Origin of the sequence: Bacillus sp. ZY-1-1 (assembly GCF_003047165.1) — a bacterium.
Classification (GTDB): domain Bacteria; phylum Bacillota; class Bacilli; order Bacillales; family Bacillaceae; genus Bacillus; species Bacillus velezensis.
This window is the reverse complement of the sequence record NZ_CP027061.1, coordinates 1,268,206-1,281,866: the sequence shown is the minus strand read 5'-3', so window position 1 is coordinate 1,281,866 and position 13,661 is coordinate 1,268,206. Positions and strand designations below refer to the sequence as shown.

Here is a 13,661-nt window from a genome sequence, read left to right as displayed (position 1 = left end):
ATGATTTATCTTGATTACGCGGCGGGAACGCCTTTAAGCAAAGAAGCCGCGAAAGTCTTTCAGCATCTCAGCACAGAGGTATACGGCAATGCTAGCAGCCTTCATGACGCCGGAGGAAGAGCGGCGGACGTGCTTGAATATTGCAGACATTCTGCAGGAAAATTGATCGGCGGAGCGGCAGACGGCATTCACTTTACAAGCGGCGGAACGGAATCGAACATCTTGGCCGTCCAATCATTGCTGTACGGTCTGCCCGATCATAAAAAACATTTTATTACGACCGCAATGGAACACCACTCGATCCATAATGCCGCGGCATTTTTAGCTGACCGGGGAATTGATGTCACCATCATATATCCCGACGAAAACGGCCTTATAACCGAGGACATACTGGCGGCTCATATCCGTCCTGACACGGGGCTCGTTTCCATACAGCACGCCAATTCAGAAACCGGCCTCATCCAGCCTGTGAATCGTCTGGCCGCTTTTCTTCACCAGAGAAACATTTTACTGCATTGCGATTGTGTTCAAAGTTTCGGCAAACTGCCGATTGATGCGGATCAGGCGGGAATCGACGCCCTTTCCGTCTCCGGTCATAAAGTATACGGCCCGAAAGGCACCGGGGCTGTTTACATTCGGCCGGGTGTCAGCTGGAATCCGGTTTATCCGCATACCGTGCATGAAAACGGATTCAGGCCCGGTACGGTGAATGTGCCGGCCATCGGCACTTTTACCGCTGCTGCGGAGTATGCAGTGAAACATATGGAGGAACACCGTGAGCATGCTGACAGGCTGAGGAATTATTTGTATGACCAAATTCGGCGTCAAGGCCTCCCCATTTCATTTTCAGAGGAAGAAACTGACGGTGAATGCCTGCCCCACATTGTCGGGTGTTTTTTTCACTCCTTTGAAGGACAATATATTATGTTAGAATGTAATCGTAACGATATTTGCATCTCAACCGGGAGCGCATGTTCCGCCGGCAGCCACGGCCCTTCTTCAGCTATGAAGGCGCTGAGAAAAACCGAACGGGAAGCACGGCAGTTTTTCCGGATCTCATTCGGAAACGAAACAACATGTGAACAGCTCGATATGCTGATACATACATTTACGGCGCTGTGGGAGCAAAAGAAAGGAGAATCAGCAATTTGACAGAAGGAACGAAGCTTACTGGGGCGAAAAGACGCGACATGCTGCTTCATTGGCTGAAAGAAGCCGGCTCGCCATTAACAGGAGGCGAATTGGCCAAAAAAGCAAATGTTTCAAGACAGGTGATCGTGCAGGACATATCGCTCTTGAAAGCAAAAAGCGAACCGATTATCGCGACGAGCCAAGGCTATTTATACATCAGCATGAATGCCGGCGGCGAAAAAAACGCCGAACGGATTGTCGCCTGTCTGCACGGCCCGGAGCGGACGGAAGAAGAGCTTGAACTCATTGTCGATGAAGGCGTCACCATAAAGGACGTCATTATTGAACACCCCGTATACGGCGATTTAACCGCCGCCATAAGAGTCAGCACACGGAAAGAAGTCAAACAATTCATGGATCACATTAACTCGACAAATGCCGCTTACCTTTCACAGCTGACCGGAGGCGTGCATCTCCATACGTTAAGCGCCCCGACAAAAGAACGGATTGACCAAGCCTGCCAAGCGCTGGACGACGCGGGTATTTTAATAAAAGATTAAAAAAAAAGCCCCCTGAAGGGGAGCTTTTTTTATATCGAATAGGATTGATATGTTCCCAGAAGCTTGACCCGGCAGCCGAGGGCTTCCATCTCTTGAACGGCACCGGGAATGAGAACCTGATCCATCGCCTGTTCAATATCAATAATAAAGAAATAGTTGCCGAGACCCGTTTTGGTCGGGCGCGATTCGATCTTTGATAAATTCAGGTTTCTCCATGAAAAAGCGGACAGCACCCTGTGGAGCGCGCCTGATTGGTCATCTTGGGGAAGCGTTACCATCATCGTCGTTTTCGGCCGTGAAGACAGTTTCGCATTCACTTCGAATGAGACGTCTTTTTCAGGCGAAAGAATGACAAATCTCGTGTGGTTGTCCTGATAATCCTGAATATCCCGCTTCACGATGCTCAATCCGTATGTAGCGGCCGCCATTTCATTTGCAATCACGCCGATCGGAAGGTCCGAATGCTCACTGACATACTTGGCAGCCGCACCTGTTGACTTCGCATACTCATAAGGAACGGACGAAAAATGCCGGTGAAGAAATTTGTGGCATTGCGCAATCGCATGGGAATGAGAATAAATTTTCTCAAGCTTTTTCCACTCATTTTCCCTTGAAGGGTGAACGAGGAGATGCTGGTGAATCGGCAGCGTCATTTCCCCCACGATCGCAAGAGGCTGCTCATGAATCAAGTAGTCAATCGTTAAGTTAACCGAGCCCTCCAGCGCGTTTTCCAAAGGAACAAATGCAAGATCAACTTCTCCCGCAACCGCCGCATCCATGCATGCCGGTATTGTTTGATAAGGTGCTTGTGTCACGCTGTTTTGAAAGCAGGAACTGACTGCTAGATGTGTAAATGTGGCTTCTGGCCCTAAATAACCGACTTTCATGTCTCTTCTCTCCTTACGCGCCTGACCCTAAGATCTCAACTTTTTCTATAAAATCAAATTTTCTCAGTTTATTCATTAACGTATGAATGTTTTCTTCCATTGCGGACGTACTGATTGAGAGCGTGACATTCGCCCTGCCCTGAAGCGGAATCGTCTGGTGAATGGAAAGCACGTTGCTTCCTGAGTCAGCCACCGCCTGCAAAAGCTGGGATAACGCGCCTGACCGATCCTCCAAATGAAAGAAAAGTGTGATTATTTGTTCTTTAACCATCGTGTAAAAAGGGAAAACCGCATCTCGGTATTTGTAAAAAGCGCTTCTGCTTAAATCAACTTTCTGCACGGCATCTGCAACCGATTCAGCCTTTTTTCTGTCGAGCAGCTTTTTGACTTCAAGGGTTTTCCGCATCGCATCAGGCAGAACGTCTTCACGCACTAAATAAAATGTCTCTTCTTTCACCTGCACCCCTCCCTTTTACATCAGAGAGCCTGCATTGCAAGCTCTCCGTCTTTTTAATCAATAAATTCAAATTCAAATTCCAGCAGCCGGATGATATCGCCGTCTTTAGCACCGCGTTCTCTGAGCGCTTCATCAACGCCCATACCGCGCATCTGTCTTGCAAAACGCTTGACGGATTCGTCACGGGAGAAGTCAGTCATTTTAAAGAGACGTTCCAGACTGTCACCTGAAAGCACAAACGCGCCGTCCGGATCACGGGTAATGTCAAATGGAATTTCTTCATCTTCCATCGTGTACATTACGCGGTTTTCCGCCAGTTCTTCTTCATCATACAGCGGGAATTCAGGCGTTGTTTCCAGCTGGTTGGCGACTTCAAACAGAAGATCGCGGAGTCCTTCTCTCGTCACCGCGCTGATCGGGAAGACAGGATGGTCATCCTGAAGCTTTTCTTTAAACGCTTTTAGATTTTCAGCCGCTTCGGGCATGTCCATTTTATTCGCAACGATAATTTGCGGACGCTCCGTCAGCCGCAGATTATATTCACTGAGCTCCTGATTAATGGTCACATAATCCTCATACGGATCACGGCCTTCCATCGCTGACATGTCAATGACGTGAACGATGACGCGCGTCCGTTCGATATGGCGGAGAAATTGGTGGCCTAAGCCTACTCCTTCGTGCGCTCCTTCAATCAAACCGGGCAGGTCCGCCATGACGAAGCTTCTTCCGTCATCCGTTTCCACCATGCCCAGATTCGGAACAAGCGTCGTAAAATGATAATCGGCGATTTTCGGCTTTGCTGATGAAACGACAGACAGAAGCGTAGATTTTCCGACGCTCGGGAAGCCGACGAGACCTACGTCTGCAAGCACTTTCAGTTCAAGCACGATATAGCGCTCTTTTCCGGGCTCTCCGTGTTCTGACAGCTGCGGCGCCGGGTTAGCCGGGGTCGCAAAGCGGGTATTTCCGCGTCCGCCGCGTCCGCCTTTTGCGATGACGGCGCGCTGCCCGTGCTCTGTCAGATCGGCAATGACCTGTTTTGTATCGTCATCCGTTACGACTGTGCCGGGCGGAACTTTAACAACCATATCGTCCGCATTTCTGCCGTGCTGGTTTTTAGACATGCCGTGCTCGCCGCGTATCGCTTTGAAATGGCGCTGGTACCGGAAGTCCATGAGCGTGCGCAGTCCTTCATCAACCTCAAAAACGACGTCGCCTCCATTACCTCCGTCACCGCCGGCAGGCCCGCCTTTCGGCACATATTTTTCACGGCGGAACGCAACCATTCCGTTACCGCCGTCGCCGCCTTTTACATATACTTTCACCTGATCTACAAACATAATATCCTCCGTTCTAAACCGTAAAAAACCGCTAGTTCATTCCAATTTCGGCCACACATTCATGGCCGGTCAGCTCAAATTGCATGACATCAAAGTCCTCATACCGCGATTTGCGAAATTCATCAAACACATCTGCATTTGCAATCGTTCCATGAAAATCGAGATATACAATAAGCTGTCTGTCAGGGTGATCCGTCTGCAGCGATACGGTCAGATGATTTTCACTTTCATTGCTTACCGCCAGACCGAACAGATGAAACAGTTTTCTCATCAGGTTCGACAGCTTTTGATCATATGCCGATAAATCTTTAATTTCTCCGAGCACTTCGTATTCGAGCCTCATATAACGGGACTTCCAATTAAATGTCAGAAAGTCAAACGCCAAGTGCGGGGTTTTCAGGTTTGAGAGCTTTGACTCGTGCTTTGCATCTATGACCATTTCGTCGATTATTTCAACGACCCTGTCATACTTCTGCAAACTTAAGTTTCCTTTTATCAGCTGCAGCTTATTCATCCAATCATGACGGAAATGGCCCATTAATTGGATCAGTTCATTGATCAGAGCCGCATCGCTTACAGGTTCTTCTTGTTTCTTCGATACATCCTTCATTTTCGCACTCCCAATCGTTTAATTTCTTTTTAGGAGTCTTGATAAGTGTGTACTATGAATTATAACAGAGAAGGCTTTGTTAAAAAAACACTTGTTTTTCCTGGTTCATCATGTTCCTTTTTCGGATCGCATACAATGCGGATGCCAGGCAGAAACATTTTTGGTATCACTGCTTGGGGAACATATCCAGTGGGTATGAGAAGCTGATGTCCTCATTCAAGGCGGGGTTCACTCATGCATCCTCTGCTTTTCATTCTTGATGTTACTCCGCTTACTGCAAAAAAAACTCCAGTCAACGACCGGAGTTTTTTGTGTCATTATTGAGCTACAGGATATACGCTCACTTTTTTGCGGTCACGGCCGAAACGTTCGAATTTAACAGTTCCGTCGATTTTAGCAAAAAGAGTGTCATCTCCTCCGCGGCCCACGTTTTCACCTGGGTAGATTTTCGTTCCGCGTTGACGGTAAAGGATAGATCCGCCTGTTACGAATTGACCGTCTGCACGTTTAGCGCCTAAACGTTTAGATTCAGAGTCACGTCCGTTCTTTGTAGAACCTACACCTTTTTTAGAAGCGAAAAACTGAAGATCTAATCTAAGCATGTAACTCACCTCCTATATTTGGTTTGCAGTCAACCGTAAGTGTTCACTGTAATCCCGCTCGATCGTTTCAAGAGAAACAATCATGCCTTCAATCAGCAGCTGCGCTTTTTGCAAAGCTTCCTGATCAGCGGCTTCAGGGAATTCAAAGTAGAAATAACCCCCGTCCTCGCCTATATCAAGAATCGGTTCGAGAGGAGCCAGCGCGATAACCGCATTGACCGCTCCGAAAACGACAGCCGTGACCCCGGCGCAAACGAGATCTCGTCCATGTTCAGCAAAATCGGCATGTCCCGTCATTTCAAAGGACAAAATGCCCCCGTCATTCCGAGATCTTCGAATTGTTGCCTCAATCATGCTTACGCGTTGATTTTTTCGATTGTCAATTTAGTATAAGGCTGACGATGACCTTGTTTTTTATGAACATTTTTCTTTGGCTTGTAACGGAAAACAGTGATTTTTTTCGCACGGCCTTGTTTTTCAACTTTAGCTGTAACTGTCGCGCCTGCAACTGTTGGGTTGCCGACTTTCACGCTGTCTCCGCCAACAAACAATACGTCTTCAAACGTCACTGTTTCACCTGCTTCAGCAGCAAGTTTTTCGATGTAAACAGTTTGACCTTCTTCAACTTTGATTTGTTTTCCGCCTGTTTTAATGATTGCGTACATTCTCTGCACCTCCTATTAGACTAAGACTCGCCAGCAACAGGGGGCTTTAAAGCTCTTATCACCTGTCCCGAGCGGTTGTAGCATTGGTGCTACATCCATAACATTAAAAAATATATCAGAACCAAAAGGATATGTCAATCTATTTCTAGTAAGGCAGCAGCAGGTCTTCCATAGAGGAATCTGTCCGTTTATCGGCAAAATACGCATGAAGCACTTCATTTTCATCGAGCTGGCTGAGCTTTTCGCCGGCTTTTTCAATGATAATGGGGTGCTTGCATCCCCGTTTGAATTCGGCCATGACATGCTTTACTTTGGCATCGGCCGCGACCGTCAAAGGATGCAGCATGGCGACATCGCGGTTTTTGCCGTAGTACCTCTCCAAAAGAAACCTCAGCTGAATATAATGCCGCTTCCGGTATTCATCCCATAAAGAAGCGGCGAGAAAGACGAACAGCACCCATGCGCTGACCTGAAGGGGGACGGCCAGCACAATCCAGCAACAGAGCAAAAGCGAGGAAACGGCCGATGTCTGCAGGCTGAGGAGATGCGCTTTTTGAAAAGCCATTTGTTTAGAGAAGTATAAAAACACGAACTTGCCGCCGTCAAGCGGCCAGATCGGCAAAAGATTGATGAAAAGAATGGAGAGGTTATAAAAGGTAAACATCTCAAATGTCTGCCCACTTGCAAAGCCTGACGTGAAAAAGAGCCAGGCTGCCGCCTGAAGCCATACATGCTGAAGCGGGCCCGCCAGGATGACCGCGAATTCCTCTTTAAGCGGCCGGTTTCCGTGCTCCTCCACCTCAACCGTCCCGCCGAAAGGGAGCAGAAAGATGCGTTTAATGCGCCACGAAAAAAACACAGCCAGAGCAGCATGCCCCAGCTCATGAACGGATACGACCAGCAAAAGACACAGCAGCGCTTTGATGTGCCCCGTCATAAGACCGAGCCCCATAATAATCCAAAGAAAAGGATGGACATGAATTTTAAAAAGGAGGATGAGCCATTTATTCATCAAATGTGATCACCTGGATCGGATCTATGAATTTATCGCCATCCTGGATCGCGAAATAGTACTGGCCTTTACTTTTATCGTTGAGCTTGATCGAACCGATCTTTTTCCCTTTATCGACAAAATCGTACAATGAAACGTTAACATCTTTCAGCCGGCCGTAAATGCTGCTTGTATTATCGGCGTGCTGCACCTTCACCGTCAGCCCTGTTTTTTTATCTTTGCTCACTTCCATAATGTAGCCTTCTTTTACGCTGTCAATGGCTTCACTGGCGGTTTCGACGACGACGCCCTCTCCGTTATTTTGAAAGTCCTGCTGGATTTTCCCCGCGGCAGGAACGGCCATATCCTGACTGACCGCCACCTGACCGTCCTTCTTTTTCGTTCCCGGCGTAAGAAAAGCGAGCGGGTTTCCGAAGGAAGATACGAACCAATTGCTTACGGCAGCAAACTGAAATTCTTTTTGAAAGGTTTGTGCGATTGCCGGTTTGATCTGACTCAGCGGCTGTTTGTCAGTTTTATAGGCAATAGCGGAGATCAGTACGAGACAGGCGGCCAGCAGGCATTTTAAAATAATAGAATGAGCGCTGATCAATGGATGCCGCCCGTTAAATTCGGGCGGGTGTTCCGTTTGATATTCGTAGTCCGGAAGAAGCTTGTGCTTTTCCTGCTCCTTGACCGTCTGCCACGCGGGAAAATTCTGCGTTTGAGCGTTTTGAACGAAAGTCCGTTTTGATTCAGGCCGCTGTTTTCTTCTTTTGGCCAGTCTTTTTCTAATTTCATCAGCTCTGTGACTCATCGCCATCATCCTTTGCAATCGTTGGGTTTGTACATCCTATGTCTTGTCCATTGCAAATATGCGCTCTTAAAAAACAAAAAAGACCTGATAAGCTGGGCTTCATCAGATCTTTGTATTCTGGTATATATTATGAACGCACGCCGAAAAATGACTTAATTTTCGCCATCATCCCTTTTTGCTGCTCTTCAAGCACCTGCAAAGGAACGGATTCTCCTAAAATGCGCCGGGCGATATTGCGGTACGCAATGCTGGCGCGGTTTTTGGAATTCATGGCAATCGGTTCGCCGATATTTGAAGCCCTGATCACTTCATCATCGTCAGCAACGATTCCGAGGAGATCAATAGACAGATGATGAACAACTTCATCCACATCCATCGTGTCACCGTTTTTCACCAGGTGATTTCTGATACGGTTCACGATAAGGCGCGGCGGTTCGATATCTTCCTGCTCCAAAAGTCCGATAATGCGGTCAGCGTCCCGCACCGCTGATATTTCCGGCGTCGTCACAACAATCGCCTTATCAGCTCCGGAGACGGCATTTTTATAGCCTTGTTCAATTCCCGCCGGACAATCAATAATGACATAATCAAATTCCTGCTTAAGCTCCTGCACAAGCGATTTGATCTGCTCAGGGACAACAGCCGTCTTGTCGCTTGTCTGGGCAGCCGGCATTAAATGAAGCAGATCATCAAAACGTTTGTCTTTGACAAGCGCCTGATGCGTCTTGCATCGGCCTTCAATTACATCTACTAAGTCGTAAATAATTCTGTTTTCAAGACCCATTACGACATCAAGGTTGCGCAGTCCGATATCTGTGTCTACCAAACAGACGCGCTTCCCTAAAATGGCTAAGGCGGTACCGAGGTTTGCAGATGTTGTTGTTTTACCTACTCCGCCTTTTCCCGAAGTTATTACGATAGCCTCACCCAATTTCACATTCCTCCCTCAAGCCTTGTTAGATCAGGTCTTAAATGAGCCAATTGCTGAAGGCGTTCAATGACCATATTTCCGTCAGTATCTAAATAAGCACATTCCATGTCGTTCCCTTTCTGAATGTGGTCTGGGGAGCGATTTAACACGTGATTGATCCTCAATTGTGTCGGCATCATTTCGGATGCGGCGATCACAGCCCGGTTATTTCCGTTATAACCCGCGTGGGCAATCCCTTTTAATGAACCGAGAACAAATATATTTCCTCCGGCTCTGATCGTACCGCCGGGATTCACATCTCCGATTAAAAGCAAATCTCCCGTCACGTGAAGCACCTGGCCCGAACGGACGATTTTGGAAACCGAAACAATTTCCTGCTCCTCTTTCATCCGCTGCGCTTCTTCTTTGGCGATGACTTCACTGTCAATTGAATGCACGACTAAATCTTTCTTTGACGCGATCAGATCAGTCAGCTGCTCTGCCTGTTCCTGATACAGATACCGATGCCCGAGTTTAATATGAACACTGATTTTTTGGCCTTTGCCATCAGTATATTGTTCAATCGACAGCATGTTTTGAAGACCATCGAGGAGCTCATCAAAAGAACACGCATCATCCAGATGCAATGTTAAGCCGTTTTTTGTTCCTTTTATTGTTACATATTGCTGCTTTTTGGTCTTCATCAATGTTCACCTCAACAACACTCTTTTCGTCAAAAAAAGATAAAATCCTTTTTACTCATCTCTTAATTCTTTCTTCAGACTTATATAAAACAGCCTGAAGGGCAGGACTAATATAACGGCTCCCGCGATATTCAGCAAAGCGGTCGGCAAGAACCGCTGAATGACAAAATCGTTAAACGTCATAGTGCCGCTGCGGATTAACGTCTGAATGCCGTAGACGTAAAATTCAAGCACACATACGCTCAGCACCGCGACCAGAATGACCATCAGGGCGTTTGTCTGCAGCACTTTAAACGCTTTGGCCGCCAGATAGCATAATCCGGCAAAACCAAACATATAAACGCCTAAAACACCCGTATAATTGATGTCATAAAGAAATCCGAAAATGAAACCGTAGATCACCGCATGCTTTTGGTTGATATAAGCCGACATAAAAATCAGCGCAAGCAAAAGAAAATGCGGAACGACCTGCTGCTCGACGGAAACGAAAGGAAAACGCACCAGATCGGTATAGATGCTTTCCGCACAAAAGACCAAAATCATAATCAAAGGGAGAAGGAAACGTTTCACGATCCTTCCTCCCCTGTTGCTACGCTTCGGTTCACGACGATGACATGGTCAAGATCGTACAAGTCGGCAGCCGGTTTCACATAAGCGATTTTCGTCAGGCCGTAAGCATCTGATTCTACATCGGTCACTTCGCCGACCGTCAGCCCTTGAGGAAATACGCCGCCCGTTCCGGAGGTTTCCACGAGGTCGCCTTTTTTCACTTCACGTTTTTCATCCGGTTCAAGGATGGTCATTTTCAGGGTCTGTTTCTTTTTATCATACCCTTCAATTAAACCGTAGCCTTTGCTTCCCTTTTTGCCGGAGATTTTGGTGGCCACTCTGTTATTGCGGTCAACATCGCTCAGCAGCTGAACGGCGGATGTGAAACTGTTGAGTCCGCTGCTTTTGATCTTCCCGACCAGCGCACCCTTTTCGTTCGTGACAGCCATGTCTTTGGCCACTTTGTGCTTCGTTCCCTTATTGATCATGATCTGCTTGTACCATTGATCAGGGTTTCTGGCGATAACGGTCGCTAAAATCGGATCATAGTCGGAAATTGATTTGACATGCCCGAGTTCATCACGCAGCTTCTTGTTTTCATCTTTGAGTTCTTGGAGCTTCGCTTCATATTGTGTCTGTCCGTCCAGCTTTTGTCTTAAGCGTTCGTTTTCTTTGTACGTGTTTTTCAGGTCTTTTATGTCCCCGAAGAACCCTGCAAAATATTCGGCAGGCGTGTGAAAAATGTTTTGAAATACTCCCGTCGTATCACCGATCAGCTTTTCAGGCCAGGTGGTATTACGGCCGTTCTTCAGCGAGAATCCAATCATAGCCACCAATATGATAATACACAGAAGTAATAGCATTAACCGTTTGTTCGGCATCGTGATACACCTCTTCTATTTAACTCCTGATTATCTTGTTTTTCCTTTGAAAAGATGGATGTGCTCCAGTGCTTTTCCAGTGCCGATCGCAACACAATCCAGCGGATCTTCAGCGATAAGAACAGGCATTTTCGTTTCGTCACTGATGACTTTGTCGAGATTGCGGAGCAGGGCGCCTCCCCCTGTTAATACAATACCTCTGTCCATAATGTCAGCGGCCAGCTCAGGCGGTGTTTTTTCAAGCGTGCTCTTCACCGCATCAACGATTGAGAGAACTGTATCACGCAGTGCATTTGCAATTTCCGTTCCCGTGATTTCGATCGTTTTCGGCAGACCTGTCAGAAGGTCGCGGCCGCGAATTTCCATTGACGCATTTTCTTCACCGGTTTCTGCTGAACCGATTTCCATTTTAATGGCTTCCGCCGTACGGTCACCGATCATCAGATTATATGTTTTTCTGATATAGCTGATGATTGAGTCGTCCATTTCGTCACCGGCTACACGGATTGACTGAGACGTGACAATGCCGCCTAAAGAAATGATCGCCACTTCAGTTGTTCCGCCGCCGATATCAACGACCATGCTGCCCGTCGGCTCCCATACCGGAAGATTCGCGCCGATTGCTGCCGCAAACGGTTCTTCAATCGGATAAGCGTCACGTGCGCCCGCTTGTCTTGTCGCGTCGATGACCGCCCGTTCTTCAACGGCCGTAATACCTGACGGCACACACACCATAACGTACGGCTTTCTCGCAAACAATCCTTTATTTTTCACAGCCTGATTAATGTAGTATTTCATCATTGTCGCAGTTGTTTCATAGTCAGCGATAACGCCGTCTTTCATCGGACGGAGCGCAACCACGTTGCCCGGAGTTCTTCCGATCATGTTTTTCGCATCGTTACCGACCGCAACGATTGACTTCGTATCCGTTTGCAGAGCAACGACAGACGGCTCTCTCACTACGATTCCTTTACCTTTAACAAACACAAGCGTATTCGCGGTTCCCAAATCTATACCAAGGTCTCTTGTACCAATTCCGAACATATGTATGTATCTTCCTTTCTTAAAGCAAAAATACCCTAAAGGGAAAAACTCATAAAATCTATTATATCTTAAATCAACGAAAAAAAAAGTGTTACAAATATCCTTTTTCCTTTAAACTCACAAATTTTTTATCACCAATGACCAAATGATCCAGCAGCTCGATGCCGATTAAATTTCCGCACTCAAAAAGCCGCCTGGTTACCTCTATATCTTCCCTGCTCGGTGTAGGATCTCCTGAAGGATGATTATGAACGCAAATGAAGGACGCGGCGGATCGTTTGAAAGCTTCTTTAAACACCTCCCGCGGGTGGACAATAGATGAATTCAGACTTCCGATAAAAACGGTGCGTTTATGAATGACTTGATTTTTGGTATTTAAATATAAACAGACAAAATGCTCCTGGGTTAAAAAGCGCATATCCTCCATCACATACTTCGCCCCGTCTTCCGGAGAGCGGATGACGCAATGCTCCCCGGCGGATGTCTTATGAATGCGGCTCCCCAGCTCAATTGCGGCAAGAATCTGAACGGCCTTCACCGTTCCGATTCCCGGAATGCTGGAAAGCTCCTGGGCAGAGGCGCCTTTTAACAGGCGCAGCCCGTCAAACGTCCGCAGCAGCCGGTGAGCGAGGTTCATGACGGACTCATGTTTCGTTCCCGTCCGCAGCAGGATGGCGAGCAATTCATTGTTAGAGAGATGTTCGGCTCCGAAGTGCAGAAGCCGCTCTCTCGGTTTTTCTTTTTCGGGGAAATCTCTTAATTTTAACGGCAGATCACGGATGATCAACCCCTCCTTGTTCCCCTTCCCGGTTTGAACATCAAGCTTTTATATTAAATTCTTTCAAGGCTCTCATTGTTTTAGCGACAGGAAGCCCGACGACAGAATAAAAATCACCGTCTATTTTTTTCACTAAAAGCGCGCCTTTTCCTTGGATGCCGTATGCACCTGCTTTATCCATCGGTTCTTTTGTTTCAATGTAGAGCTGTATGTCGTCTTCACTGAGCGGCCAAAACGTCACTTCCGTTGTGTCACAGAATGTTTCTTTCCGGTCATGCGTCTGAATGCTGACCGCCGTAATGACTTGATGGCTTCGGCCGGAAAGCCTCCGCAGCATCTGTGCCGCTTCTTCCCTGTCACGCGGTTTGCCGAGGCACTCGCCGTCTGTGCACACCATCGTGTCAGCCCCGATAACGACTGCATCGGGATTTTCGGCCAATACAGCACTAGCTTTTTGCTCGGCCAAACATTGGACGTTTTCTTCCGGCGAAAGGTTTCGATTTAATTTTTCTTCTGTGCGGCTCGCAATAATGCTGTAAGGAATCTGAAGAAGATTAAGGAGTTCTTTTCTTCGCGGAGATTGTGATGCGAGTATTAAGCGTTTTGTCATGGTTGTCATCCTTTCAGGGTTTGCTTAAGAAAAAAAGATACTTGTCTATCCTACCAAATCAAACGGGCAACCACAATTTCAGAAAAATAACTTTTTGATGACAAAATAAAAAATCCCGCCGGATG

The 13,661-nt window shown here is 47.2% G+C and carries 18 protein-coding genes and 1 other annotated feature; of the genes, 2 read left to right on the top strand and 16 right to left on the bottom strand.

The window, feature by feature from the left end; translation table 11 throughout:
* Together C5I45_RS06710 and C5I45_RS06705 are read left to right on the top strand one after the other, a co-directional pair.
* Entirely contained in the window at positions 1-1,152 is a 1,152-nt protein-coding gene (locus C5I45_RS06710) for an IscS subfamily cysteine desulfurase (protein WP_107994288.1), read from the top strand.
* Positions 1,149-1,691, top strand: coding sequence for a transcription repressor NadR (locus tag C5I45_RS06705; RefSeq protein WP_014305508.1), 543 nt, complete (start codon positions 1,149-1,151; stop codon positions 1,689-1,691). The genes C5I45_RS06710 and C5I45_RS06705 overlap by 4 nt, the downstream gene beginning before the upstream one ends.
* A 29-nt stretch (positions 1,692-1,720) precedes the next feature.
* Here C5I45_RS06705 and pheA read toward each other — a convergent pair whose 3' ends face one another.
* The 16 genes from pheA to C5I45_RS06625 form a co-directional block, all read right to left on the bottom strand.
* Positions 1,721-2,578: a prephenate dehydratase gene (gene pheA, locus C5I45_RS06700; protein WP_003152668.1), complete on the bottom strand. Its 858-nt coding sequence runs from the start codon at positions 2,576-2,578 to the stop codon at positions 1,721-1,723.
* Between the two features lie 13 nt (positions 2,579-2,591).
* Complete coding sequence (thrR, locus tag C5I45_RS06695; protein WP_007408173.1) at positions 2,592-3,035, bottom strand: transcriptional regulator ThrR; 444 nt, start codon at positions 3,033-3,035, stop codon at positions 2,592-2,594.
* Between the two features lie 53 nt (positions 3,036-3,088).
* On the bottom strand, positions 3,089-4,375 hold the full coding sequence (gene obgE, locus C5I45_RS06690; RefSeq protein ID WP_003152665.1) for a GTPase ObgE: 1,287 nt from the start codon (positions 4,373-4,375) through the stop codon (positions 3,089-3,091).
* Between the two features lie 31 nt (positions 4,376-4,406).
* Positions 4,407-4,985, bottom strand: coding sequence for a sporulation initiation phosphotransferase B (locus C5I45_RS06685; RefSeq protein ID WP_003152664.1), 579 nt, complete (start codon positions 4,983-4,985; stop codon positions 4,407-4,409).
* Between the two features lie 317 nt (positions 4,986-5,302).
* Complete coding sequence (gene rpmA / locus C5I45_RS06680; protein ID WP_003152662.1) at positions 5,303-5,587, bottom strand: 50S ribosomal protein L27; 285 nt, start codon at positions 5,585-5,587, stop codon at positions 5,303-5,305.
* Positions 5,588-5,599: 12 nt separating this feature from the next.
* Positions 5,600-5,941: a ribosomal-processing cysteine protease Prp gene (locus tag C5I45_RS06675; RefSeq protein ID WP_012118103.1), complete on the bottom strand. Its 342-nt coding sequence runs from the start codon at positions 5,939-5,941 to the stop codon at positions 5,600-5,602.
* Positions 5,942-5,943: 2 nt separating this feature from the next.
* Entirely contained in the window at positions 5,944-6,252 is a 309-nt protein-coding gene (gene rplU, locus C5I45_RS06670; RefSeq protein ID WP_003152660.1) for a 50S ribosomal protein L21, read from the bottom strand.
* Between the two features lie 13 nt (positions 6,253-6,265).
* Positions 6,266-6,339: a sequence feature (ribosomal protein L21 leader region), on the bottom strand.
* 58 nt (positions 6,340-6,397) lie between these two features.
* Positions 6,398-7,264 (bottom strand): M50 family metallopeptidase, encoded by an 867-nt coding sequence (locus tag C5I45_RS06665; protein WP_107994287.1) that lies wholly within the window; start codon positions 7,262-7,264, stop codon positions 6,398-6,400.
* Entirely contained in the window at positions 7,257-8,060 is an 804-nt protein-coding gene (locus C5I45_RS06660) for a M23 family metallopeptidase (protein ID WP_007408168.1), read from the bottom strand. The genes C5I45_RS06665 and C5I45_RS06660 overlap by 8 nt, the downstream gene beginning before the upstream one ends.
* Before the next feature lie 127 nt (positions 8,061-8,187).
* A complete protein-coding gene (gene minD / locus C5I45_RS06655; RefSeq protein ID WP_003152655.1) occupies positions 8,188-8,991 on the bottom strand; it encodes a septum site-determining protein MinD in 804 nt (267 codons plus the stop codon).
* Between the two features lie 2 nt (positions 8,992-8,993).
* Complete coding sequence (gene minC / locus C5I45_RS06650) at positions 8,994-9,674, bottom strand: septum site-determining protein MinC (protein ID WP_003152653.1); 681 nt, start codon at positions 9,672-9,674, stop codon at positions 8,994-8,996.
* Positions 9,675-9,725: 51 nt separating this feature from the next.
* A complete protein-coding gene (gene mreD / locus C5I45_RS06645) occupies positions 9,726-10,244 on the bottom strand; it encodes a rod shape-determining protein MreD (RefSeq protein WP_003152650.1) in 519 nt (172 codons plus the stop codon).
* Positions 10,241-11,104 (bottom strand): rod shape-determining protein MreC, encoded by an 864-nt coding sequence (gene mreC / locus C5I45_RS06640; RefSeq protein WP_003152649.1) that lies wholly within the window; start codon positions 11,102-11,104, stop codon positions 10,241-10,243. Before mreC ends, mreD begins: the two co-directional genes overlap by 4 nt.
* Before the next feature lie 30 nt (positions 11,105-11,134).
* Positions 11,135-12,148 carry a cell shape-determining protein MreB gene (mreB, locus tag C5I45_RS06635; RefSeq protein ID WP_003152647.1) on the bottom strand — a complete coding sequence of 338 codons (1,014 nt, stop codon included), beginning with the start codon at positions 12,146-12,148 and terminating at the stop codon, positions 11,135-11,137.
* A 91-nt stretch (positions 12,149-12,239) separates the two neighbouring features.
* A complete protein-coding gene (gene radC / locus C5I45_RS06630; RefSeq protein WP_003152646.1) occupies positions 12,240-12,935 on the bottom strand; it encodes a RadC family protein in 696 nt (231 codons plus the stop codon).
* A 31-nt stretch (positions 12,936-12,966) separates the two neighbouring features.
* Complete coding sequence (locus C5I45_RS06625) at positions 12,967-13,536, bottom strand: Maf family protein (protein ID WP_003152645.1); 570 nt, start codon at positions 13,534-13,536, stop codon at positions 12,967-12,969.
* Between the last annotated feature and the right edge of the window lie 125 nt (positions 13,537-13,661).